Below are 22,955 nucleotides of genomic sequence, written 5' to 3'. Positions count from 1 at the left end.
GACCATTAATTTTTCGTTTCGATGTTGTTTATCATTAGTTAAAATCCTTTTTGCACAATATTACTATTGTGCTCAAGAATTAGTATAAACTTAATTAATTATTTCTATTACAAAAGACTCAACTTATATCTCCTACTGATGTAAGCTCTATAAGTTTCGTTAAAAGTATTATTTTAAATCCTTGCAAGCAAGTTTCAAATCAATACTTCCAAATTACCATTTGTAATGTGCAAATGCTTTATTAGCTTCTGCCATTTTGTGCATATCTTCTTTTTTCTTAACTGAAGCGCCCATATTGTTAGCAGCATCCATAAGTTCTCCTGCAAGACGATCAATCATAGTTTTTTCTCCACGTTGACGTGAATAAAGTGTTATCCAACGTAACGCTAATGCTTGTCTTCTGTCTGGTCTTACTTCCATAGGTACTTGGTAAGTAGCACCACCAACACGTCTAGCTTTAACTTCTAGAACTGGCATTATGTTATTCATAGCCTCTTGGAATACTTCAAGTGCATCTTTGCCTGTTTTTTCAGCAACTTTTGCAAATGCACCGTAAACTATCTTTTGAGAAATTCCTTTTCTACCATCTAACATAATGTTATTAACTAGCTTTGTAACCACTTTGTTGTTGTATAATGGATCTGGTAATACATCTCTTTTTGGAATATGTCCTTTACGTGGCACGGTCTTCCCTCCTTAATCAATTAATAGAATTAAATCTTCGGTACTCACACTGTGTGATCGTGCCTGGTTTTTGCTTACTATATATATATAATCCTGCAACCATACAGGTATAGAATGCTTTACCTGGCACTTTTAATTACCGCTTATTTTTTTGGTCTTTTAGCTCCGTATTTAGATCTTGATTGTTTACGATTTGCTACTCCAGCTGTATCTAGAGTACCCCTAACGATATGATATCTTGTACCTGGTAAGTCTTTTACCCTACCACCTCTTATAAGAACAACACTATGCTCTTGTAAGTTGTGACCTTCTCCAGGAATGTATCCAGTTACCTCGATACCGTTAGTAAGACGAACTCTGGCAATCTTACGAAGCGCTGAGTTTGGTTTTTTAGGAGTAGCTGTTTTAACTGCTGTACAAACACCTCTCTTTTGTGGTGCAGAGATATTAGTAGATTTTTTTCTTAATGAATTAAATCCTTTTTGTAGTGCTGGAGCAGTTGATTTTTTCTCAACAGTTTTTCTTCCTTTTCTTACCAATTGGTTAAAAGTTGGCATTATTTCACCTCCTAATTTTTTATAAGTGCTGCGGTTGCCGTTTCAACTTCAACTTCACATGCTTTGGCAAGTTCTTCCATAGTATCAACAAATACTACATCAATTCCTTGACGTTCAGCAAGTTCTAGAGCTCTTAAAGTTACTTGCTTTTGTGCGTTTTTTGCAACAAATAATGTTTCTGCAATCCCTTTATCAAGTGCTCTAATGGTTTGTTTGGTCCCTATTACTTTAGGTTCCTGTTTTAATCTGTGCATTTAATCCCTCACCTCTTTAGGTTCATAAACTATTTTCAAGAATGCACACTGATGAATTTTATCAAATATAAATACAATTGTCAAGGTTTTTTTGAGTTTTCTTTTTTTGTTATGGTATAGCAAGTAAAAAAATGAAGCCCTAAGGCTTCACTTTTTACTCTAGATCTAAGTCTAGCTCTTCATTATCATTATCGTAATCATAGTTAGTTTTATATACTTCAACATCACGGTATCTTGGCATTCCCGTACCTGCTGGAATTAATTTACCAATGATTACGTTTTCTTTTAATCCAATTAGTGGATCTATTTTTCCTTTTATCGCAGCTTCTGTTAAGACTTTAGTTGTCTCTTGGAATGATGCAGCTGATAAGAAGGAGTTTGTTGCTAATGAAGCTTTTGTAATACCAAGTAATACTTGATTTCCTACTGCTTCTTCTAAGCCATCATTTCTTAACTTTTCATTTGCAGCTTCAAACTCAAGTCTATCTACTAATGTTCCTGGTAAGAAATCAGCATCTCCAGCATCTTCTATTCTTATTTTCTTAAGCATTTGACGAACAATTACTTCAATATGTTTATCGTTAATCTCAACACCCTGTAACCTATAAACATTTTGAACTTCTTTGATCATATAGTCTTGAACACTACGAACGCCTTTGATTTTAAGAATATCGTGAGGATTGATACTACCTTCTGTTAGCTCATCCCCTGCTTCAAGAATATCTCCATCTTGGATTTTGATTCTTGAACCATAAGGTATTAAGTAAGCTTTTGATTCCCCAGTTTCATTATTTGTAATGATAACTTCACGTTTTTTCTTAGTATCTTTTATTACAGCAATACCACCGAATTCTGCAATAATTGCTAGACCTTTTGGTTTTCTACCTTCAAATAACTCCTCAACACGAGGTAAACCTTGTGTGATATCTTCTCCGGCAATACCACCTGTATGGAATGTTCTCATTGTAAGCTGTGTACCAGGTTCCCCGATGGATTGAGCTGCAATAATACCTACTGCTTCTCCAACTTGAACTGGCTGTGCTGTTGCCATATTGGCACCATAACACTTAGCACATACTCCAAGATTTGAACGACAAGTTAATACAGTTCTTATCTTAACTTTTTCTATACCAGCATCCACAATGTTTGCAGCTTTTAATGGATAGATCATTTTATTTGATTTAACAAGTACTTCTTTTGTTTCTGGATGGACTATATCTTCAACAGCATATCTGCCTGTTAATCTTTCTTGAAGGCTTTCAATAACCTCTGCACCATCTTTAAATGCTTTTATTTCTAACCCTGGTATATATCCAGTGCTATGTCCACAATCAATTTCTCTAATGATAACATCTTGAGAAACGTCAACTAGACGTCTAGTAAGGTATCCTGAGTCAGCAGTACGTAAAGCCGTATCTGCAAGACCTTTTCTAGCACCGTGAGCAGAGTTGAAGTATTCTAATACGTCAAGACCTTCACGGAAGTTTGATTTAATTGGTAACTCGAATGTGTGACCTGACGTATTGGCCATAAGACCACGCATACCAGCTAACTGTTTAATCTGCTTATCAGAACCACGGGCTCCTGAATCAGCCATCATAAATATATTATTATATTTATCAAGTCCTGATAGTAGCGCTTTTGTTATTTTATCATCGGCTTCTTTCCATGTTTGAATAACTTTTTGGTAACGTTCTTCATTGGTTAAGAAACCACGACGGAATTGCTTTGTTATTTTTTCAACAGTTTTTTCTGCTTCTGCAAGAATCTCAGGTTTTGCTTCTGGTACTTCCATGTCAGATACAGAAACTGATATAGCACCTCTTGTAGAGTATTTAAAACCAAGTTTTTTGATATTATCTAAAACTTCAGCAGTCATAGTAGATCCGTGGAAATTAATAATTTTATCTAATATACTTTGCAGTTGTTTTTTACCTACTAAGAAGTTTACTTCATATTCGAATAAGTTTTCTTTTATTGTTCTATCTACATATCGTAAATCTTGAGGTATTGCCTCATTAAATATTATTCTACCAACTGTAGTTTTAACAATTTTTGATTGGATTTCTCCATCAATTGTCATTGTTCTTCTTACATTTATTTTACCATGTAGAGTAACTACTCCATTTTCATAGGCAAGAATTGCTTCATTTTCGCTCTTGAAACTTTTACCTTCACCTTTTTCACCATCTTTTTCAAGAGTAAGGTAATATATTCCAAGTACCATATCCTGTGATGGTACCGCAACTGGTGCTCCATCAGAAGGTTTTAATAAGTTATTAGATGATAATAATAAGAATCTACATTCAGCTTGAGCTTCTACTGATAATGGAACGTGAACCGCCATCTGATCCCCATCAAAGTCTGCATTATAAGCAGAACATACAAGTGGATGAAGCTTAATGGCTTTACCCTCTACTAGTACAGGTTCAAATGCTTGAATACCTAAACGGTGAAGTGTAGGGGCACGGTTTAACATAACCGGATGCTCTCTAATAACTTCTTCTAATACATCCCAAACTTCTGATTGAAGTCTCTCTACCATCTTTTTAGCTGATTTAATATTATGTGCTAATCCATCTCCAACAAGTTTTTTCATAACAAATGGTTTGAACAATTCAATAGCCATTTCTTTTGGAAGACCACATTGGTATATTTTTAAATCAGGTCCAACTACGATAACTGAACGACCAGAATAGTCAACACGTTTTCCAAGTAAGTTTTGTCTAAAACGACCTTGCTTACCTTTTAACATGTCTGATAATGATTTTAATGGACGGTTACCTGGTCCTGTAACCGGTCTTCCACGACGACCATTATCAATTAGTGCGTCAACTGCTTCTTGAAGCATTCTTTTTTCATTTCTTACAATGATATCTGGTGCTCCAAGATCTAATAACCTTTTTAATCTATTGTTTCTATTAATTACTCTTCTGTATAAGTCGTTAAGGTCTGATGTTGCAAAACGACCACCATCTAACTGTACCATTGGTCTTAGGTCTGGTGGTATTACTGGTATTACAGAAAGAATCATCCAAGCAGGGCTATTAGTAGATCCACGGAAAGCTTCAACTACTTCTAGTCTTTTAATAATTCTTGCTCTTTTTTGTCCAGTTGCTTCTTTAAGACCTTTTCTAAGTTCTTTACCTTCTTTTTCTAAATCAATGTTTTCTAGAACTTCTTTAATGGATTCTGCACCCATTCCAGCTCTAAATTTATTACCGTATTTATCATATGCATCACGGTATTCTTTTTCAGTAAGAATTTGTTTGTATTGCAATCCTGTTTCACCTGGATCTAATACAATATATGATGCAAAATACAGTACTTTTTCTAAGATTCTTGGTGACATATCAAGGATAAGTCCCATTCTACTTGGTATCCCTTTGAAATACCAAATATGAGATACAGGAGCAGCTAATTCAATATGCCCCATTCTCTCTCTTCTTACTTTTGATTTTGTTACTTCTACGCCACAACGGTCACAAACAACACCTTTATAACGTATTTTTTTATATTTACCACAGTGACATTCCCAGTCTTTACTAGGCCCGAATATTTTTTCACAGAACAAACCTTCTTTTTCTGGTTTTAATGTTCTGTAGTTGATGGTTTCTGGTTTTTTTACCTCTCCGCGAGACCATTCTCTTATACGTTCTGGAGAAGACAAACCTATACGGATTGCATCAAAGTTTATTGCTTGATCTAAATTACCAGCTGGCATTGGAACGACACCCCTTTCTAATCTTCGTCATCGAATAGTGAATCGTCGTCTTCAGATGTTATTATAAATTCTTTCTCTAAGTCAAAATCTATATCATCACTGTCGTCATCTTCTTCATCTGCAAATAACGAATCTTCGTCATCAGAATTTGGTACAAACTCACTATATGGCCTTGATGCTTCTATTATTTCATCTTCTCTTCCTTCAATATTAACTACTAAATCTTCATCAGCTTCATCAATACTTTCGTGAATTTCGATTTCAGTTGCATCATCTTTTAATACTTTAACATCAAGTGCTAATGACTGAAGCTCTTTTAATAATACTTTAAAGGATTCTGGCGTCCCTGGTTCTTGAATGTTTTCACCTTTAATGATCGCTTCATAAGTTTTAACACGTCCAACTACGTCATCCGATTTTACTGTTAATATTTCTTGAAGTGTGTATGCTGCGCCATATGCCTCTAGTGCCCAAACTTCCATCTCTCCAAATCTTTGTCCACCAAACTGAGCTTTACCACCTAATGGTTGTTGTGTAACCAGTGAGTATGGTCCAGTTGAACGAGCATGGATTTTATCATCAACTAAGTGATGAAGTTTTAGGTAATGCATATATCCTACAGTTACTTTACTATCAAAATATTCTCCTGTACGTCCATCTCTAAGAGGTATTTTACCGTCTCTAGTAATTGGTACGCCAGCCCATTCTAATCTGTGAGCTTTATTGTTCTCTAAATACTCATAAATACCTGGGTGTAACACGTCTTTCCATTTATCTGTAAATTCATCCCAAGGCATATTGGCATAATCATTAGCTAAGTCTAAAGTATCCATAATATCAAACTCGTTTGCACCATCGAATACAGGTGTAGCAATGTTAAAACCTAAGGCTTTTGCCGCTAATCCTAAATGGACTTCTAATACCTGACCGATGTTCATACGTGATGGAACCCCTAGTGGATTTAGTACGATATCCAGTGGTCTACCATTTGGTAAGAAAGGCATATCTTCCGCTGGTAATATTCTAGAGATAACCCCTTTATTACCATGTCTTCCTGCCATTTTATCCCCAACTGAAATTTTTCTCTTTTGAGCAATGTATACTCTTACAGATTGATTTACACCTGGAGGTAATTCATCCCCATTTTCTCTTGTAAATACTTTTACATCGACGATTATTCCTGATTCTCCATGAGGCACTCTTAAGGAAGTATCTCTTACTTCTCTAGCCTTCTCACCGAAAATAGCTCGTAACAATCTTTCTTCTGCTGTTAATTCCGTTTCACCTTTTGGTGTAACTTTACCAACTAGAATATCTCCTGATATCACTTCTGCACCAATTCTAATGATTCCTCGCTCATCTAAATCTTTAAGGGCCTCATCACCTACACCTGGTACATCTCTTGTTATTTCTTCTGGTCCTAATTTTGTATCCCTTGATTCTGCTTCGTATTCTTCTATATGGATAGATGTATAAACATCATCTTGAGTAAGTCTTTCACTTATTAAAATAGCATCCTCGAAGTTGTATCCTTCCCAAGTCATAAATCCAATCAGTGGGTTCTTACCTACTGCTAATTCACCTTGAGATGTTGATGGTCCATCAGCAATTACTTCGCCTTTTTCTACATGCATACCTTTTACAACAATAGGACGTTGATTAATACATGTACCTTGATTACTTCGTGAGAATTTTAATAATTTATAAACATCTTTTTTACCGTCTTCTGTTTTAATGATAATCTCTCTAGCAGATGCTTTTTCAACAATACCTGCATTTTTAGCAACCTTTACTACCCCTGAATCTACAGCAGACTTATGCTCCATCCCTGTACCTACTACAGGTGCTTCAGTTGTTAAAAGTGGTACTGCCTGACGTTGCATGTTTGATCCCATTAAGGCACGGTTGGCATCATCATTCTCAAGGAAAGGAATCAATGATGTAGCAACAGAAAATACCTGTTTAGGAGAAACGTCCATTAGGTCAATTTTATCTTTTTCTACATCAATAATATCTTCATTATGACGTCCTGTAACGTGATTGTTAACAAATCTGCCTTGCTCATCTAATGGTTCATTGGCTTGAGCAACTCTGTAGTTGTCTTCTTCATCTGCTGTTAAATAAACAATTTCCTCTGTTACAACTGGTTCTTCACCAGATTTGTCTATTTTTCTATATGGTGCTTCAATAAATCCATAATCATTAATTCTTGCATAAGTTGCAAGGGAGTTGATTAGTCCGATATTTGGACCCTCTGGTGTTTCTACAGCACACATTCTACCATAATGAGAATGGTGAACGTCCCTAACCTCGAAACCAGCTCTCTCTCTTGATAGACCCCCTGGACCTAGTGCAGATAAACGTCTTTTATGTGTTAACTCTGCTAATGGGTTAGGTTGATCCATAAACTGTGATAACTGAGAACTTCCAAAGAATTCTTTTACTGCAGCTGTCACTGGTCTTATATTAATAAGGGTTTGAGGAGATACACCTTCGATGTCTTGTATTGTCATACGTTCTCTAACAACACGTTCCATTCTTGATAAACCAATTCTATATTGATTTTGTAGCAATTCTCCAACAGCACGAATTCTTCTATTACCTAAATGGTCAATATCGTCTTTATGTCCAAGACCATACTCTAAATGAATATTATAGTTAATTGAACCTAAAATATCTTCTTTTGTAATATGTTTTGGAATTAAAGAATTAATGCTTTTCTTAATAACTTCTTTTATTTCATCTATGTCATCATATTTTTCTAATATTTCTTTTAATGCTGGATAATAAACCGGCTCTGTGATGCCTAATTCTTTAGGGTCAACATCAATATGCTCTTTTATGTCTACCATTAAATTGGATAATACTTTTACTTTACGCTCATCTGTATTTACCCATATATATGGCACTGCACTATTTTGAATTTGTACTGCAAGTTCTTCTGTTATAATCTCACCAGCATCTGCAATAACTTCACCTGTATCAGCTGAAACAACCGCTTCTGCTAAAGCAAAACCTCTAACACGGTTTTTAAATGCTAATTTTTTGTTGAATTTATAACGTCCAACCTTTGCTAAATCGTATCTTCTTGGATCAAAGAACATACTATTTAATAAAGATTCTGAACTTTCAACTGTTGGTGGTTCACCTGGTCTAATACGTTTGTAGATTTCAATTAAACCTTCTTCATAGGATTTAGTACTGTCTTTTTCAATACTCGCAAGAATTTTTGGCTCTTCACTAAAAAGCTCCTTAATTTCTGCATCTGTACCTATACCTAGAGAACGGATTAATACAGTAATAGGCACTTTTCTCGTTCTATCTACACGAACATAAAAAATGTCATTTGAATCTGTTTCATATTCTAACCAAGCTCCTCTGTTAGGAATAACAGTAGCAGAATATAGCTCCTTACCAATTTTATCATATTGAACATCATAATAAATACCTGGCGAACGAACTAATTGACTTACTATTACCCTTTCAGCACCATTAATTATAAAGGTTCCTGTTTCGGTCATTTGTGGTAAGTCACCCATAAAAATATCATGCTCATTAATTTCGTCTTTTTCCTTGTTAATAAGCCTTACTTTTACTTTAAGTGGAGCTGCATATGTAGCATCTCTTTCCTTACACTCTTCAATTGTGTATTTAACATCGTCTTCATTAAGATAAAAGTCCACAAATTCAAGAATAAGGTTACCACTGTAATCAGATATTGGAGAAATATCTTCAAATACTTCTTTTAACCCTTCTTCTAAAAACCATTTATAGGAGTTTTTTTGAACTTCAATTAAGTTTGGCATTTCAAGAACTTCTTTTTGTCTTGAATAAGTCATCCTTTGACCTTTGCCAATCTTTGTAGGACGAATCCTGTTTTTTTCCATATTGACGTTTCACCCCTTGAAAAAATATAATTTATCACAAGATACAACATATTATGTAAATAAAGACATAAAATATCATACCATATTGACTTAGCCTACCTCTTGCTTCCCAAGAGACACAAGCTTCACTGAAAATATAATTTCCAAATCCTTGTAAGGACCTTTGCAAATTACCTTTTTAAATTTACTAGTTAACTTTTAAGATTATTTCCAAGTTTTTTCCAAGTATACGTATTTTTACTGTTTTTGCTAAAAAAGATACTTTTTACCACTTAGACTTATATTATTAATTTCGTGTGAAACAGGAAACTTCAAGCTCTAAAAAACAGAGCGAACTTTCCTATTCCTATGACTCTGCAAAAGCAGATTATTATTAAATGAAATTAATTTATTTAGTTTTCTAATAATGAGCATAACTACCCATACTAATGCATTATCAAATATTAACACATATAGTCAAGCAAGTCAAGTTTAATTTATAATTAAAGTGTTATTGTTTTTATCTAGATTCACAAACATTTCTATATTTAATTTATATAAAATTAATTACTTATGTAATCAATATCATTTTCAACTTAACTTCTGCCTCTATTACCTTTTTATTTTTGACTTATAGATCATAACAAATTTTCTTCAAGTATAAAAGCCCCCAGTAAAATATTACTGAGAGCTTTTAGAATTGCTGTATTATTTAAGAGTGATTTGAGCTCCAACTTCTTCAAGTTTAGCTTTTAATTCTTCAGCTTCGTCTTTAGAAGCTCCTTCTTTAACTACTTTTGGAGCACCTTCTACTAATTCTTTAGCTTCTTTTAATCCTAATCCAGTAATTTCACGAACTACTTTGATTACTTTAATTTTGTTTGCTCCAGCGCTAGTGATTTCTACGTCGAATTCAGTTTTTTCTTCTTCAGCTGCTGCTGGACCTGCTGCTGCAACTACTACACCTGCTGCTGCAGAAACTCCAAACTCTTCTTCACAAGCTTTAACTAAATCGTTTAATTCTATTACTGATAATTCTTTTATAGCTTCAATAAATTCTTGAACTGTTAATTTTGCCATTATAAAGCACCTCCGATTAATTTTCTTTCAATTAGTTTTTTGTTATTATTCAGCAGCTACTTCGCTACCGTTTTTTTCAGCGATTTGATTAAGCACTCTTGCCAAATTGGTAATTGGTGACTGAATGCTTCCAAGTAACTTGCCAAGTAACTCGTCTCTTGATGGGATTGAAGCAATTAATTTAATGCCTTCTCCATCATAGTATTGTCCATCTACTACACCACACTTGAATTCAAGTTTAGTATACTTTTTAGCAGTTTCGCTAAGAACTCTTGCAGGAGCTGTAGCGTCATCTTTACTAATAGCAATAGCACTTGGACCAGCTAAATCATCGTTTAATGATTCAAATTCTGTACCTTTAAAAGCAAAACGCATCATTGTGTTTTTATAAACTTTGTAAGTGATGCCTGCTTCTCTTAAATTTTTACGAAGTTCTGTATCTTGTTCTACTGTAAGACCTCTATAATCTACAAGAACGATTGATTGAGCACCTTCGATATTTGCTTTAATTTCATTTACTACTGATGATTTTTGTTCAATTTTTGCCATACTGGTTGCACCACCTTTCTTACTTTATCAGTGTGTTACCACCTTAATTTTCGTAGGACATTTATCTACCAAAAAACCTCTCTATCAAAATAGACAGAGAGGTTGATCATTAATTTATAAGACTATACAATAGTCAAATCAATTCCTCGGTAGGCGGTTGCCCTTTATGTTATAATAATAACACCTACTGTCTACGGCCAATATTCAATTGACATTTGGAATTATAACACCTTACATCTATGTTGTCAATACTTATTCAGTTATTTTTGCTGGATTAATTTTGATTCCAGGTCCCATAGTTGATGTAATGGCTACGCTACGTAGGTATTGTCCTTTAGCAGCTGCTGGTTTTGCTTTTATAACTGCATTCATTAACGTGTGGAAGTTGTCTGAAAGCTTTTCACTTCCAAATGATACTTTACCAATTGGAACGTGAATAATGTTAGTTTTATCTAATCTGTACTCAATTTTACCAGCTTTAATATCTTCTACTGCTTTAGCTACATCCATAGTAACTGTTCCTGCTTTTGGATTTGGCATTAAACCTTTAGGTCCAAGCACACGTCCTAAACGACCAACAACAGCCATCATATCTGGAGTAGCAACTACTACGTCAAACTCTAACCATCCTTCGTTCTGGATCTTTGGAATTAAATCTTCCGCTCCTACGAAATCAGCGCCTGCTGCTTCCGCTTCTTTTTGTTTGTCACCCTTTGCAAAAACAAGAACTCTTACAGCTTTACCCGTTCCGTGTGGTAATACAACCGCACCACGAACTTGTTGATCTGCATGACGGCTATCAACACCTAACTTAATGTGTGCTTCAACTGTCTCATCAAATTTTGCTTTTGCAACTTCTTGAACTAAATCAATAGCTTCCTTAACTTCGTACGCTTTTGTACGATCAACTAATTTAGCTAATTCTTGATATCTTTTTCCTCTTTTCATACTATTAACCTCCTTGTGGTAATATCGGGAGTGAACCCTCCCACAGTTTTAAATTTCAACATTAATTAGTCTTGAACAACAATTCCCATACTTCTAGCAGTACCAGAAATCATACTGATAGCAGCATCAATTGAAGCAGCATTTAAATCTTCCATTTTTAATTCAGCGATTTTTTTAACTTCTTCTCTTGAGATTGTTGCTACTTTTTTTCTGTTTGGTTCGCCAGAACCAGATTCAATTTTAGCAGCTTTTTTTAATAAAATAGCAGCTGGTGGCGTTTTAGTGATAAAACTGAAACTTCTGTCTTGGTATACTGATATTACAACAGGAATAATCATACCTGCTTGATCAGCCGTTTTAGCATTAAACTCTTTTGTAAATTGCATAATATTAACACCGTGTTGTCCTAATGCAGGTCCAACTGGTGGTGCTGGTGTTGCTTTACCAGCAGGAATTTGTAATTTAATGTAACCTGTAATTTTTTTCGCCATATTAGCGCACCTCCTGAAAATTGTGGTATTTAACGGGGGATGTCCCTCCCACTGTCTATCATTAGATAGACAAATATTTGTTGCTTAGGTTTTCCCTTACGTCGTAATATTTAATTACATTTTTTGAATCTCTGAAAAGTTAAGCTCTACAGGGGTTTCTCTACCAAACACAGATAAGTGTACTGTAACCGTTCTCTTATGGTTATTGATAGCTTTAGCAACCCCTACTGAACCTTCAAAAGGTCCTGTAATGATTTTTACTACATCACCAAGAGCAATGTCAATTTGTATCTCATCAATTTTTATTCCTAATGCTTTGATTTCATCTTCCGATAATGGAACTGGTTTTGATGCTGGACCAACAAATCCTGTAACACCTCTTGTGTTACGTACTACATACCATGTTTCATCAGTCATATTCATTTTTAATAGAACATAACCTGGAAACAATTTCTTTTGAACTTGTTTTTTAGTACCATTTTTAAGTTCCACAACATCATGCAAAGGAACAATAACTTCTGTGATTTGATCGTGAAGCTTCCTGTTTTCAATAATTTTTTCAATATTGGCCTTAACTTTGTTTTCATAACCTGAATAAGTATGAACAACATACCATTTTGTAGTATCTGACATTAAAATCACCTTTAATTTTTTATTTGAGTGGTAACAATCCAATTCCAAATTTAAGTATCAAGTCTAGTATCGTAATGATTACCCCAATAAAAATTGTTACTAGTAAAACAACAGTAGTCTGTTTGAATAGTGATTTTTTATCTGGCCATATGATTTTTTTAAAGTCACCCTTAAATTCTTTCCACCAACTTCTTTTAGTTGCTGACGCTTCTCCCATATAAAATCACATCCCTTAAATTTTTTAACACATTACTTTGTTTCTTTGTGTAACGTGTGTGATTTGCAAAATTTGCAATATTTTTTTGTTTCCATTCTTTCTGGATGTTGTTTTTTCTCTTTAGTTAAGTCATAATTACGTTGCTTACATTCTGTACAAGCTAGAGTAATTTTCACACGCACAACTTCCACCTCCACTTATTTTTCATCAGAAATTTAGGCATAAAAAAAAAGCCCTACTTCACTGCTTTTATAATATAACATATAAGTTTTTAATTCGTCAAGTATTTTATTGATTGTTAATCACTTGGAATTACTTGGAATCTCAAGGTGTAATATGTCATTCTAAACACAGGAATATCCTCTATATAAAGAAAGACTTCCCATGTTTAGAATCACTATACATTTTTTAATTTTTTTTATCTACAAAGTAAGATTGACTATCACTTTGATTGTTCATATTTTTATAATAGCTGGTTGCAGTTTTCTTACTGGTTTTAAATTGTTTGATGTGTTTTTTGTAACTTGAAAGTTTTCTTTCAATGGCACTTTTGTTTTTTTGTTCTTCTACTTGTATAGATACACTTAGCTCAGCAATCTCACTTACTAAGTGCTTTAACTCAATGATTTTATCTTTGTATTTATCTTTTTCCTTAATAAGTGTATTTCTAATACGATCATATACAATATTAAACCCATCGTCTATAACACCAATTTGTTTTATTAAGCTATCCTTTTGAGTAATGGTATCTTCAAATTCTTCAAGCTTAAAATCTTCTTTATTAGCAATATCAGCTTGCTTATGGTTTTCTTCTTTTATTTTGATTAGGACTGCTTTTTTTTGTTTTAAAGAATCAATTAATATTTCTATATAGCTAGTAGTTTCTTCCATAATAGCTATACCCCTCTTCTCTATTCGCCTGATGCTGGCTTATTACCTGTTTTGGCTAACTTCATAGCTTCTTTCCAAGTATCTCTTAGCTCTCTTAACATTTCAATTACTTCTTCTACCATGGCTTTGTCTTTACTCATATTGGCTTCTGTTAATCTCCAAATCATGTATTCGTAAAGTTTGTCCATTTCTTTTGCGATTGGGACATCTCTATTAAGTGTGATTCTAAATTCACTTATGATGTCTTGTACTCTCATTAAGTTATTATTGACTTTTTCTATATTTTTATTATCCAATTCAACTAATCCTTGATTAGCAAATTTAATGGCACCATTATATAGCATTAGTGTCAATTCCTGTGGTGACGCTGTTGAAACTGAATTGTTCATATATGCGTTTGCCCCGCTTTGTACCATATTACATTCCTCCTCCTAATTGCTGCATTAACCAAGACATTGTACTATTGGCCTCTTGCATTGCCTTTTCCATGGCTGCGAATTGTCTATAGTAACGTTCTTCAACATCGATTAACCTTTGTTCTAATCTAGCTATTTCAGTGTCAAACTCCCTAACCTTATTTCGCATTTGTTTATCATCGTAGAATGTTAATGCACTACTTAATTGAGTAGATTTCATTCTATCTTGCATAGTTCCATAAAGTTTGTTTGCTAAAGCATTCAGAAGTTTCGATACACCCTCTGAATCTTCTTCTATGGCTTTTCTTAATTTATTTTCCATATCTCCATGTAAACCAAAGTCAGAATCACCTTCTATATGAAGAATCCCTCTCTCACTATAATCACCTGTTACAATACCAATTTGAGATATAAACTTAAAAGCTGCATCATTCTCTAAGCTAACACCATCGCTAGTCACTAAAATACTTCTCATTGTTTGAGATAGCCCTGTTAAAACCCCATCTCTTCTTAATAGTGAGTTTTTAATGGTATCTTCCCATTTTTTAATTTCATCTTCAGACATAGCTTTTTTTTCTTCACTAGTTAATGGTTCATAACCTCTTGCTGTATCTGCATTAATCTTGCCGTTTATATCCATCACCAATTCATTATATGCTAAAATAAAATCTTTTACTGATTTATAAATTGCATCTGTGTCTTGGCTTACAGATAAGTTGGTTGTTCCTTCTGATAAGACATTAATGGTTAATCCATTTACAGCAAAATTATTTGTATCAGAAGTTAGAATTGCACCATTGTATTTAACTTCAGCATTAACACCTGCTTCATTAATTGTTTCTAAACCGATTAATCCTAACTTTTCTAACAATTCATTACCTAATTCACTTTTATCTCCTACAGCAGTCACTTCAATTCTCATTTTTTCCCCTGTACCTTTAGTAGACATAAAGATACGGTCAAAATTGGTATCAAAATTCATATTTATATTTGAATCATTTACTCTTATTTTATTAATCAAACTACCTACCGTTTCATTTTCATCAATATTTATAGTCTTTGGTTCCCCATTAGTTGTACTACTTATTTGAATTATTGATCCCTCAACAGAATCTACTACATCAGATAACTTAGTCTGAGAAGTTATTTTAACATCCTGCTCACCAATGGTAATCTTTTGCATCTTTGCCCCTGTTAAATATGACGCCTTAGCCATTCTCTCTACTTCAAGTGTATGCATGCCATTAACAGCACTTGCATTCCCAGTAACACTTGCAACGCCTGTATTAGAGCTTATAACTGATTTTTTATTAAAATTACTAGCAGATCTTAGATCAAATAATGGTTTTCTATAAAAATCATATAACTTCTTATTCATATCTTGCCAAATATCTTGTTGCCATTCTAATTTTGTTTTTTGCTTAATAACTCTATCTACTTTCATTCTTTCAATTCTAATCATTTGTTGAATCATATTGTCTGTATCTAAACCAGAAGCTAATCCTGTAAATCTTATTGTCATTCTTTCACCGCCTATCGTTTTTCATCTACTAGTAATCCTGCCATCTCCCACATTTTAGCTACCATATCTAGTATTCTTTCTGATGGTATTTCACGTATTACTGTATCATCTGAAGTATTAATAACTTTAACCACTATCTCCTTAGTACCTTCATGTATTGAAAATTCAAGTTTTCTATCATATGTACGTATTTCTTTATTTGCTTTTTCTATTGCGTGTATAATATCTCTTTCTTGCACTTGTTTATCTTGTGGATTACTTTGCGCTTTACTCTGCTGATCCTGTCCTACCTTGATTACACTTTCAACAGCTTTACTACTTTGAACGGGCATAGTATTTGACATACTTTCTATTCTCATCCGTGAGTCCCCCTTAAACATTTTAAATTAGTTTATAAAGTCCTTTGTTAAATATATCGACTACTTTATGAATATCTTTATATTTTTGTCTTAAGTATTTTACATTAAGTCATCATGCTCTTATTGCATTAACTTAATTTTTATACCCCCCCTCAAGTATGACAATCTACCAAAGACTACTTTCTTTTAACTTTAGTAATGCTTTTTCTAAAGAAATACCAAGTATATTCGAGATTGATAATGGGTGCATATTAGAAAACCGCATATTACCAATATAAAAAGGGATCTTCAAACCCTTTCCTGTTAAATCGTAACAGTTCTCAAATGTAGGTTTGCATCCCTCTACATAAGCAACAATACTATCATAATTAATGAGTTTTAATTGACCCTCTATATAATAAAAATTCTTTCCATGAATATCTCTGTGAGCATACCCTTCTTTATACAAATCTAATACAATAGATAATACTTCAACCGCCATTTCTTCTTTTTCTTTACACGATAAATTTATAGCAATTTTATCTAATCGACATTCTTTAGGGTAGTATTCTCGAACAAACCAGTTCTCACCACTCTGAATCCAATGAGACATCCAAGGGTATTTTCCGAACTTAAAATTAGCCTCTTTCTCTTTGTTAAAACATTCAATTCCTGCTTCACTCGTGTCAAATTCTTTCTTTAAAAACATCTTACCGTTGATGTTAACACCATAAGCATTAAAATTTTTAACATTATGGCAGCTAATTTTACTTTGCTTCATCGTTATATCCCCAAGACTATGCTTTAGATTTGTATCCATACATACACCCACCCTAAAAATTTTTATCACTAAATTATATTTGAGTTTGACTATATGTAGAACATAACCAATGCCTATAGAATATATAATCTAACCTACTACACCCAAAAAAAAGAGCCAATATATACCAACGTACATACCAGCTCCATTCACTCTATGAAAAATCACAAGCCAATTTTTTTAATTTATCCACTTGTTCTTCTCTACCTAAAACCATCATGACATCTCCAAGATCAAGGGTCTTTTCTGAACTAGGATTAAACAAAAACTTACGTTCATCCTTTCTCCTAATGGCTATAATCATTAACCCCGTCCGCTCTGGCACTTTTGCCTCTCTTAAAGTCTTGCCTGCTAAAATGGAGCCTTTACCTACAACAACATCCTCTAAATCAAGCTCTATATCTCCTGCTTTTGTAATAACATCAAGAAAAGAAACAATAGACGGCCTAAGAACAATAGCAGCCATTCTTCTTCCACCGATTTCGTTAGGAGAAATACTATTATTGGCTCCTGCTTTTTTTAATTTAATACCTGCACTCTTTTCAATAGCTCTAGAAACTATGTAAATATCCTTATTCATTTCCCTAGCAGTAAGGACAGTAAAAACATTATCTGCATCATTAGATAAGCTGGTAATAAGACCCTTGGCATTTTCTATCCTAGCTTGACTCAAAACCTCTTCATGGGTAGCATCACCAAGAATAGCAAGAACCCCTTCTCGCTCCAACTCCTTAACCTTTTCCTCATCCTTCTCTACAACAACAAAAACTTCCTTACTCTCCATAAAACGCTCTATAACCGTATGCCCTGTTTCACCAGCGCCACATAATATATAATGATCTTTTAACTGCGCTATCTTTGATTCCATCTTCCTCTTCCTCCAAGCCTTTCTAAACTCACCTTCAAAAAACATAGCTACTATACTCGTAAATGCATAACCTGCAATTCCCAATCCCCATAAAATTAAAAAAATTGAAAATAACTTAGATGCATCAGTCATCTCAGCAACTTCTTGATAACCAACAGTAGAAATCGTAATAATGGTCATATATAAAGCATCAATAAAAGAAACCCCAAGCAAAAACAAATACCCTAATGTTCCCCCTATAATTAAAAAAATAAGAGCCAAAACAATAAAAATAAACTTCCTACTCTCTCTCATAACCGCACCTTCCGTAAACAATCTAATGATGATAATCTAACATTATTTTACCAAAGAATTCAATATTTTGCTACCACCCCACTTCTATTAAATTGATCTATACGTTTGACGTCATGACGGCATAGGTGATATAATTAACTTATAGGAGTGTGAATCAAATTGAAAAAATTAACAATACGACTTGATAGTGATATTCATAAACTTTTAAAGCTTAATTGCATTGAAAAGGATGTATCTATTAACGAATTTATTACCAATTTAATTAAATTAAATATACCTGACTTTGACAATCAAATGGCAATAGCAAAAGAAATTAATGAGAATAATTCTAGCTTTAATACAAAAGGAATAGAATATATAAAAGCTACTATGGCTTATGAAAATCTAGATGTACCAGAAGATACTTTAAAAATTATTAAAGGCAATATAAGCGGGAAGTACTCTAACGATGAAGCTCGTCGATTAATACTAGAAAAACATAGGTTGGTGTAGATATGGATTATATTTATAACAATGATACTGTTTACTGTTATCCCAATACTGATGTTCTAATTAATAAATTTAATATTAAAGATGCTTTAAAACTAGAATCTCTTGAAAGAGACTTAACGGCTTTAAGGATTAATGAGCTCATACAAAATCCTATTGAAGGACATTTTGATTTGGTTCACTTACAAGACATCCATAGATATATTTTTCAAGACATCTACGTTTGGGCTGGCGAGTTACGCATAATAAGAATAGCAAAAGGGGTAATGTTTGCTTATCCTGAACATATAGAAGATGAAAGTAAAAAAGTCTTTTCTTTATTGAATAGAGAAAATCATTTGATGGGGTTATCCTTTGATGAATTTTGTGAACGATTGGCCTTTTATAAATCAGAAATTAATATGCTTCACCCCTTTAGAGAAGGTAATGGAAGAGTTATTAGAGAATTTATCCGAAACTTAGCACATTACAATGGCTACGAGATCATTTATCCTCTTGATAAAAGTAGTTATATAGAAGCTATGAAGGCCTCTCCTTCTAATGTTACTCTTTTAAAAGATTTTTTTAAACATATAATAAGAGATTTTTCACACTTAATTTAACTTACCTAAGTTTCGGGCTCTAAAATAAATGTTAGGGTGAAAATATGCGAAACTGAAACCAATCCCACCCTACTACTGACAAAGAGCAAAAACCTTTAACAATACATACATCCTATTATTTTTAGTGCTTTTTGAAATATTCTAAAACTTTTATTACTGATTCAATTACATCTCTCACATCTCTATTTTTCATTTTTGGAAAAAGAGGCAAGGTTATAATCCTGTCATATATAAATTCAGCATTAGGACATATCCCCTTATAATAACCTATCTTGTTATAATAAGGATGGTAATACACTGGAATATAGTGGACATTTACACCTATATTTTCTGCTCTTAATGCTTCAAATATTTCTTTTCTTCCAACCTTTAGCTTATTAAGGTTTAATTGAATTATATATAAATGCCAACTAGAAAAACAATTATCTTCTTGATAAGGAACTGATAATAATTCATTATCTTTAAAAGCTTCATTATATTTATTTGCTATTTTTTTCCTTCTATTAATAAACCAATCTATTTTTCTTAATTGACTAATTCCCATTGCACACTGAATATCAGTAATCCTGTAATTAAAACCTAGTTCTAATTGTTCATAATACCAAGGCTCTTGAGAATTATTGATTAAATTTTTATCACGAGTTATTCCATGTGTTCTAAATAATAGCAACTTTTGATACAATACTTTACTATTTGTAGTTACAGCTCCCCCTTCACCAGTAGTAATGTTTTTTACTGGGTGAAAACTAAAAACCGTCATATCAGCAATTGTTCCTACCTTTTTATCCTTATAATTTGCGCCTAATGAATGAGATCCATCTTCAATCACTAGGATATTATTTCTTTTTGCACTGTTTATAATTTCTTCAAGATCAACAGGTTGTCCCGTAAAACTTACAGGAATAATTGCCTTTGTTTTCTTTGTTATTTTAGCGTTAATATCCTTAGGATCTATATTGTACGTTCTTCTATCAATATCTGCAAACACAGGTTTTCCACCTTGATATAATATTGAATTTGCAGTTGCTACAAATGTCATAGGCGTAGTGATTACTTCATCTTCTTCCTTAATCTCAGCTGCAAAACATGCCGCATGCAATGCTGCTGTCCCACTCGAAAATACAATTGCATATTTTGCTCCAACATAATTTGCAATTTCTTCTTCAAATTCACTAATTTTTGGACCTGTAGTTAAGTACTCACTCTTCAAAGTTTTTACTATCGCCTTTATATCGTCCTTACCAATCCATTGCTGACCATATGGAAGAAAGTTCTTTCTCACAGGTTTCCCACCTTGAACAGCTAATAACTCCTTCATATTAATCCCTCTTTCTTCCTGAAGCTAATTTTAAAGTTTTTACACTAATTTTTTGCTACCTCTTTTATTTAAAGAATTTGAGAGTTGTTTTAAATAAAAAAACAACGACCCCCTATTTCTTGTATAATCTAAGTCACCACAACACTAAAAACAGCCCAAAGGAAAGTCATTGTTATGAATTTAATTACACTCTATTTAATTAACATTAGAGCAATACCAATGTGCCGTGTGCTCTTGCACAATCCTTATCAAACTAGGTCAAGAAAAAATATATCAGATGCAGCAAGAAAAATCGTCTTAGGGACCTAATTGTTTCTAAATTAAGAACCAGAGGCTAATACACAGCCACCGAAAGTTCTTTACTTTATTCTACAAGATATTCTCTTTTAATTTTTTGTTAACTAATTTTTCCCTTAATCATTAATCGTCTGTAGTATATTCAAATTAACAATGGATTGTTTTTTATCCACTCTTCTGTTCTTCTTATTCCTTCTTCTAAACTTATACTCGGTTCCCAGCGTAATAGTTTCTTTGCTTTATTAGCATTACACAATAACTTTTGTATCTCACTTTGAGGATGTATATGGGGTACATGTTTAATACATTTTTCAGATTTTACTATTAAATGAGCCAAATCATTAATAGTAATATCTCTGCCTAATCCACCATTAATAATTTCTCCATTTACCTTACTTGAATACCCTGAATCAACTACAAATTTCGCACAATCTTCTACATATAGCAAATCTCTAGTTTGAGTTCCATCTCCATATATATTTAGCATCTTACCTTCAAGTTTTTGCTTAATAAATATTGCAACTACGCCACCTTCCCCACCAGTTTTTTGAAAAGGCCCATAGGTATTGAATGGCCTAATTATTACAATAGGCATTTTATATGCATGCCAATAAGACAATACCATATTTTCACCAGATAGTTTGCTTCCAGAATAAGGTGATGCCGGCTTCGTTGAGTGTTCCTCAGAAATACCTTCATTATTTAAGGCTCTATCATAAACCATACAAGTACTCATAAAAACTAATTTTGTATTATATTTCCTGCATTCTTCAAGTATATTAAATGTTCCTACTACATCATTATCAAAAGTAGTTTGAGGATCATCAATACTATCTTGAACATTAATGCTAGCTGCTAAGTTGTAGCAAATATCAAATTTGTTATCAAATAAATGTTTTAATACCTTTTTATCTTTTATATCTCCTATACAAAATTCCTTTAAATTTTCATTTTCCAAAAGATTAACTATGTTTTCTTTTCGACCATTAGACAAATTATCTAATATCCATACCATATGTCCATCATCAAGAAGTTTTTTTACCACCCATCGTCCTATAAATCCTGCTCCACCAGTTACTAATACTTTCAACTTAATGCTCCTTTCTAGATTATAATTTCTACTTATCTCCATTGGTAAGTAGACTATATATTTCTTCTGATATTCTTTTAGCGCCAAATCCGTCTACTAGTTTATTTAAGTATTGTGACATCTTTTTTCTTTTATTATAATCCAGAACTTTAATAGCTTGTTTTAATGCACTATGTTCTTCAGCTAACTCTATGATTCCTAATTCTTTCATCTTTAAGGCGGCTCTCTTTTGATTTTCCGCTACTATAACACCTATGGTTGGTATACCACAAGCTGCTAACTCATACAATGTACTTCCACAAGCTGATATTGCTAAATCACTCTTTAACATTATTTCAACCATTTTAGGATTATAATATAGTTTAACATTCTCTAATTCTAGTTTTCTAAGCTCCGTATTCCTAAAACCTGGTCCAACCACAACATGAAAAACTATATCCGAAAAATCTCTATATAAATTCTCTATAATTTCTCCGGTTAAATTTTGTGTGTCACATCCACCTAACGTAATTATAATATTTTTAATATTTTTATTGATTCTATTTTTAGGTGGATTTAAAAATTCATCTCTTAGAAGAGCATATTGAGGACCTAAAAAAAGTTGGGTATTTGTACAAACATCATATATTAAGTCTTGAGCATAAATATTTTGATTGATAACAAAATCTACATTCAGTTTATACTGATTCAAATCATCTATATATCCAGTAATAGGAAAAATATCCTTAGTAAGCGCAAAATATTTTTCATCAATATCATAACTATCTGTAATAAGACAGTTCCCTTTTAGTAAACTCAAGTCTGATATAATGTTAACTCTATCTGTTTCTCTTACTTCGTACCCTTGTTTTTTTAAATACTGAATTCCATTCTCAAATTCGTTGCCTTTTTTACACACATATATAACTTCTGAAAACTCCTGTAATTTTTGAGCTATTACTGACGTTCTCATAATATGTCCCATACCAATATTACTACCACCATCTGCTCTTATAATCACTCTCATT

At 33.0% G+C, this 22,955-nt stretch carries 23 protein-coding genes and 1 other annotated feature; of the genes, 2 read left to right on the top strand and 21 right to left on the bottom strand.

The features are described from left to right. Positions 1-213: 213 nt before the first annotated feature. The 18 genes from rpsG to EDC18_RS10585 form a co-directional block, all read right to left on the bottom strand. Positions 214-684: a 30S ribosomal protein S7 gene (gene rpsG / locus EDC18_RS10670; RefSeq protein ID WP_132253012.1), complete on the bottom strand. Its 471-nt coding sequence runs from the start codon at positions 682-684 to the stop codon at positions 214-216. A 143-nt stretch (positions 685-827) separates the two neighbouring features. Next, on the bottom strand, positions 828-1,241 hold the full coding sequence (rpsL, locus tag EDC18_RS10665) for a 30S ribosomal protein S12 (RefSeq protein WP_132253009.1): 414 nt from the start codon (positions 1,239-1,241) through the stop codon (positions 828-830). Positions 1,242-1,252: 11 nt separating this feature from the next. Continuing rightward, entirely contained in the window at positions 1,253-1,495 is a 243-nt protein-coding gene (locus EDC18_RS10660) for a ribosomal L7Ae/L30e/S12e/Gadd45 family protein (RefSeq protein WP_132253007.1), read from the bottom strand. Positions 1,496-1,649: 154 nt separating this feature from the next. Beyond that, on the bottom strand, positions 1,650-5,219 hold the full coding sequence (gene rpoC, locus EDC18_RS10655) for a DNA-directed RNA polymerase subunit beta' (RefSeq protein ID WP_132253005.1): 3,570 nt from the start codon (positions 5,217-5,219) through the stop codon (positions 1,650-1,652). A gap of 17 nt (positions 5,220-5,236) precedes the next feature. Beyond that, on the bottom strand, positions 5,237-9,106 hold the full coding sequence (gene rpoB, locus EDC18_RS10650) for a DNA-directed RNA polymerase subunit beta (RefSeq protein WP_132253003.1): 3,870 nt from the start codon (positions 9,104-9,106) through the stop codon (positions 5,237-5,239). A 687-nt stretch (positions 9,107-9,793) separates the two neighbouring features. Beyond that, positions 9,794-10,165, bottom strand: a complete 372-nt coding sequence (gene rplL, locus EDC18_RS10645) for a 50S ribosomal protein L7/L12 (RefSeq protein ID WP_132253002.1) — start codon at positions 10,163-10,165, stop codon at positions 9,794-9,796. A 45-nt stretch (positions 10,166-10,210) separates the two neighbouring features. After that, on the bottom strand, positions 10,211-10,714 hold the full coding sequence (gene rplJ, locus EDC18_RS10640; protein WP_132253000.1) for a 50S ribosomal protein L10: 504 nt from the start codon (positions 10,712-10,714) through the stop codon (positions 10,211-10,213). 61 nt (positions 10,715-10,775) lie between these two features. Then, positions 10,776-10,929: a sequence feature (ribosomal protein L10 leader region), on the bottom strand. Between the two features lie 37 nt (positions 10,930-10,966). Next, positions 10,967-11,662, bottom strand: coding sequence for a 50S ribosomal protein L1 (gene rplA, locus EDC18_RS10635; RefSeq protein WP_132252998.1), 696 nt, complete (start codon positions 11,660-11,662; stop codon positions 10,967-10,969). Positions 11,663-11,727: 65 nt separating this feature from the next. Further along, positions 11,728-12,153, bottom strand: a complete 426-nt coding sequence (gene rplK / locus EDC18_RS10630) for a 50S ribosomal protein L11 (RefSeq protein WP_132252996.1) — start codon at positions 12,151-12,153, stop codon at positions 11,728-11,730. Between the two features lie 114 nt (positions 12,154-12,267). Next, positions 12,268-12,786, bottom strand: coding sequence for a transcription termination/antitermination protein NusG (nusG, locus tag EDC18_RS10625; protein WP_132252994.1), 519 nt, complete (start codon positions 12,784-12,786; stop codon positions 12,268-12,270). 19 nt (positions 12,787-12,805) lie between these two features. Beyond that, positions 12,806-13,003, bottom strand: a complete 198-nt coding sequence (gene secE / locus EDC18_RS10620; RefSeq protein ID WP_132252992.1) for a preprotein translocase subunit SecE — start codon at positions 13,001-13,003, stop codon at positions 12,806-12,808. 32 nt (positions 13,004-13,035) lie between these two features. Next, positions 13,036-13,185, bottom strand: a complete 150-nt coding sequence (gene rpmG, locus EDC18_RS10615) for a 50S ribosomal protein L33 (RefSeq protein WP_132252990.1) — start codon at positions 13,183-13,185, stop codon at positions 13,036-13,038. Between the two features lie 226 nt (positions 13,186-13,411). Then, complete coding sequence (locus EDC18_RS10610; protein WP_132252989.1) at positions 13,412-13,894, bottom strand: hypothetical protein; 483 nt, start codon at positions 13,892-13,894, stop codon at positions 13,412-13,414. Positions 13,895-13,914: 20 nt separating this feature from the next. Beyond that, positions 13,915-14,310 carry a flagellar export chaperone FliS gene (gene fliS / locus EDC18_RS10605; RefSeq protein WP_132252987.1) on the bottom strand — a complete coding sequence of 132 codons (396 nt, stop codon included), beginning with the start codon at positions 14,308-14,310 and terminating at the stop codon, positions 13,915-13,917. A gap of 1 nt (position 14,311) precedes the next feature. Then, positions 14,312-15,832, bottom strand: a complete 1,521-nt coding sequence (gene fliD, locus EDC18_RS10600; protein WP_132252986.1) for a flagellar filament capping protein FliD — start codon at positions 15,830-15,832, stop codon at positions 14,312-14,314. Positions 15,833-15,843: 11 nt separating this feature from the next. Next, positions 15,844-16,191 carry a flagellar protein FlaG gene (locus EDC18_RS10595; RefSeq protein WP_132252984.1) on the bottom strand — a complete coding sequence of 116 codons (348 nt, stop codon included), beginning with the start codon at positions 16,189-16,191 and terminating at the stop codon, positions 15,844-15,846. Positions 16,192-16,357: 166 nt separating this feature from the next. Continuing rightward, positions 16,358-16,990: a hypothetical protein gene (locus tag EDC18_RS10590; protein ID WP_132252982.1), complete on the bottom strand. Its 633-nt coding sequence runs from the start codon at positions 16,988-16,990 to the stop codon at positions 16,358-16,360. A 154-nt stretch (positions 16,991-17,144) separates the two neighbouring features. After that, the gene (locus EDC18_RS10585; protein WP_132252981.1) at positions 17,145-18,152 is read right to left on the bottom strand and encodes a potassium channel family protein; all 1,008 of its coding nucleotides are present in this window, start codon (positions 18,150-18,152) and stop codon (positions 17,145-17,147) included. 159 nt (positions 18,153-18,311) lie between these two features. On the opposite strand from EDC18_RS10585, the gene EDC18_RS10580 reads away from it, so the two are divergent. Continuing rightward, positions 18,312-18,644 carry a toxin-antitoxin system HicB family antitoxin gene (locus EDC18_RS10580; protein ID WP_165878558.1) on the top strand — a complete coding sequence of 111 codons (333 nt, stop codon included), beginning with the start codon at positions 18,312-18,314 and terminating at the stop codon, positions 18,642-18,644. A gap of 2 nt (positions 18,645-18,646) precedes the next feature. After that, the gene (locus EDC18_RS10575) at positions 18,647-19,243 is read left to right on the top strand and encodes a Fic/DOC family protein (RefSeq protein ID WP_132252976.1); all 597 of its coding nucleotides are present in this window, start codon (positions 18,647-18,649) and stop codon (positions 19,241-19,243) included. Between the two features lie 121 nt (positions 19,244-19,364). On the opposite strand, the gene pseC is transcribed toward EDC18_RS10575, so the two are convergent. The 3 genes from pseC to pseG all read right to left on the bottom strand — a co-directional run bounded on the left by pseC (position 19,365) and on the right by pseG (position 22,954). Next, positions 19,365-20,561, bottom strand: coding sequence for a UDP-4-amino-4,6-dideoxy-N-acetyl-beta-L-altrosamine transaminase (pseC, locus tag EDC18_RS10570; protein WP_132252973.1), 1,197 nt, complete (start codon positions 20,559-20,561; stop codon positions 19,365-19,367). A 439-nt stretch (positions 20,562-21,000) separates the two neighbouring features. Continuing rightward, complete coding sequence (locus tag EDC18_RS10565) at positions 21,001-21,948, bottom strand: dTDP-glucose 4,6-dehydratase (protein WP_132252970.1); 948 nt, start codon at positions 21,946-21,948, stop codon at positions 21,001-21,003. 28 nt (positions 21,949-21,976) lie between these two features. Then, complete coding sequence (pseG, locus tag EDC18_RS10560) at positions 21,977-22,954, bottom strand: UDP-2,4-diacetamido-2,4,6-trideoxy-beta-L-altropyranose hydrolase (protein WP_132252967.1); 978 nt, start codon at positions 22,952-22,954, stop codon at positions 21,977-21,979. Position 22,955: the final 1 nt, after the last annotated feature.

It is taken from the genome of Natranaerovirga pectinivora (genome assembly GCF_004342165.1).
GTDB classification, from domain to species: Bacteria; Bacillota; Clostridia; order Lachnospirales; family DSM-24629; genus Natranaerovirga; species Natranaerovirga pectinivora.
The sequence above is the reverse complement of the archived record's forward strand: the minus strand, read 5'-3'. Positions and strand labels throughout refer to the sequence as shown.

Excerpts from the sequence above, each read along its gene's own strand:
- rpsL (WP_132253009.1), bottom strand. The coding sequence starts at position 1,241 with ATGCCAACTTTTAACCAATTGGTAAGAAAAGGAAGAAAAACTGTTGAG.
- EDC18_RS10660 (WP_132253007.1), bottom strand. The coding sequence starts at position 1,495 with ATGCACAGATTAAAACAGGAACCTAAAGTAATAGGGACCAAACAAACC.
- rpoC (WP_132253005.1), bottom strand. The coding sequence starts at position 5,219 with ATGCCAGCTGGTAATTTAGATCAAGCAATAAACTTTGATGCAATCCGT.
- rpoB (WP_132253003.1), bottom strand. The coding sequence starts at position 9,106 with ATGGAAAAAAACAGGATTCGTCCTACAAAGATTGGCAAAGGTCAAAGG.
- rplL (WP_132253002.1), bottom strand. The coding sequence starts at position 10,165 with ATGGCAAAATTAACAGTTCAAGAATTTATTGAAGCTATAAAAGAATTA.
- rplJ (WP_132253000.1), bottom strand. The coding sequence starts at position 10,714 with ATGGCAAAAATTGAACAAAAATCATCAGTAGTAAATGAAATTAAAGCA.
- rplA (WP_132252998.1), bottom strand. The coding sequence starts at position 11,662 with ATGAAAAGAGGAAAAAGATATCAAGAATTAGCTAAATTAGTTGATCGT.
- rplK (WP_132252996.1), bottom strand. The coding sequence starts at position 12,153 with ATGGCGAAAAAAATTACAGGTTACATTAAATTACAAATTCCTGCTGGT.
- nusG (WP_132252994.1), bottom strand. The coding sequence starts at position 12,786 with ATGTCAGATACTACAAAATGGTATGTTGTTCATACTTATTCAGGTTAT.
- secE (WP_132252992.1), bottom strand. The coding sequence starts at position 13,003 with ATGGGAGAAGCGTCAGCAACTAAAAGAAGTTGGTGGAAAGAATTTAAG.
- EDC18_RS10610 (WP_132252989.1), bottom strand. The coding sequence starts at position 13,894 with ATGGAAGAAACTACTAGCTATATAGAAATATTAATTGATTCTTTAAAA.
- fliS (WP_132252987.1), bottom strand. The coding sequence starts at position 14,310 with ATGGTACAAAGCGGGGCAAACGCATATATGAACAATTCAGTTTCAACA.
- fliD (WP_132252986.1), bottom strand. The coding sequence starts at position 15,832 with ATGACAATAAGATTTACAGGATTAGCTTCTGGTTTAGATACAGACAAT.
- EDC18_RS10595 (WP_132252984.1), bottom strand. The coding sequence starts at position 16,191 with ATGAGAATAGAAAGTATGTCAAATACTATGCCCGTTCAAAGTAGTAAA.
- EDC18_RS10590 (WP_132252982.1), bottom strand. The coding sequence starts at position 16,990 with ATGGATACAAATCTAAAGCATAGTCTTGGGGATATAACGATGAAGCAA.
- EDC18_RS10585 (WP_132252981.1), bottom strand. The coding sequence starts at position 18,152 with ATGAGAGAGAGTAGGAAGTTTATTTTTATTGTTTTGGCTCTTATTTTT.
- EDC18_RS10575 (WP_132252976.1), top strand. The coding sequence starts at position 18,647 with ATGGATTATATTTATAACAATGATACTGTTTACTGTTATCCCAATACT.
- pseC (WP_132252973.1), bottom strand. The coding sequence starts at position 20,561 with ATGAAGGAGTTATTAGCTGTTCAAGGTGGGAAACCTGTGAGAAAGAAC.
- pseG (WP_132252967.1), bottom strand. The coding sequence starts at position 22,954 with ATGAGAGTGATTATAAGAGCAGATGGTGGTAGTAATATTGGTATGGGA.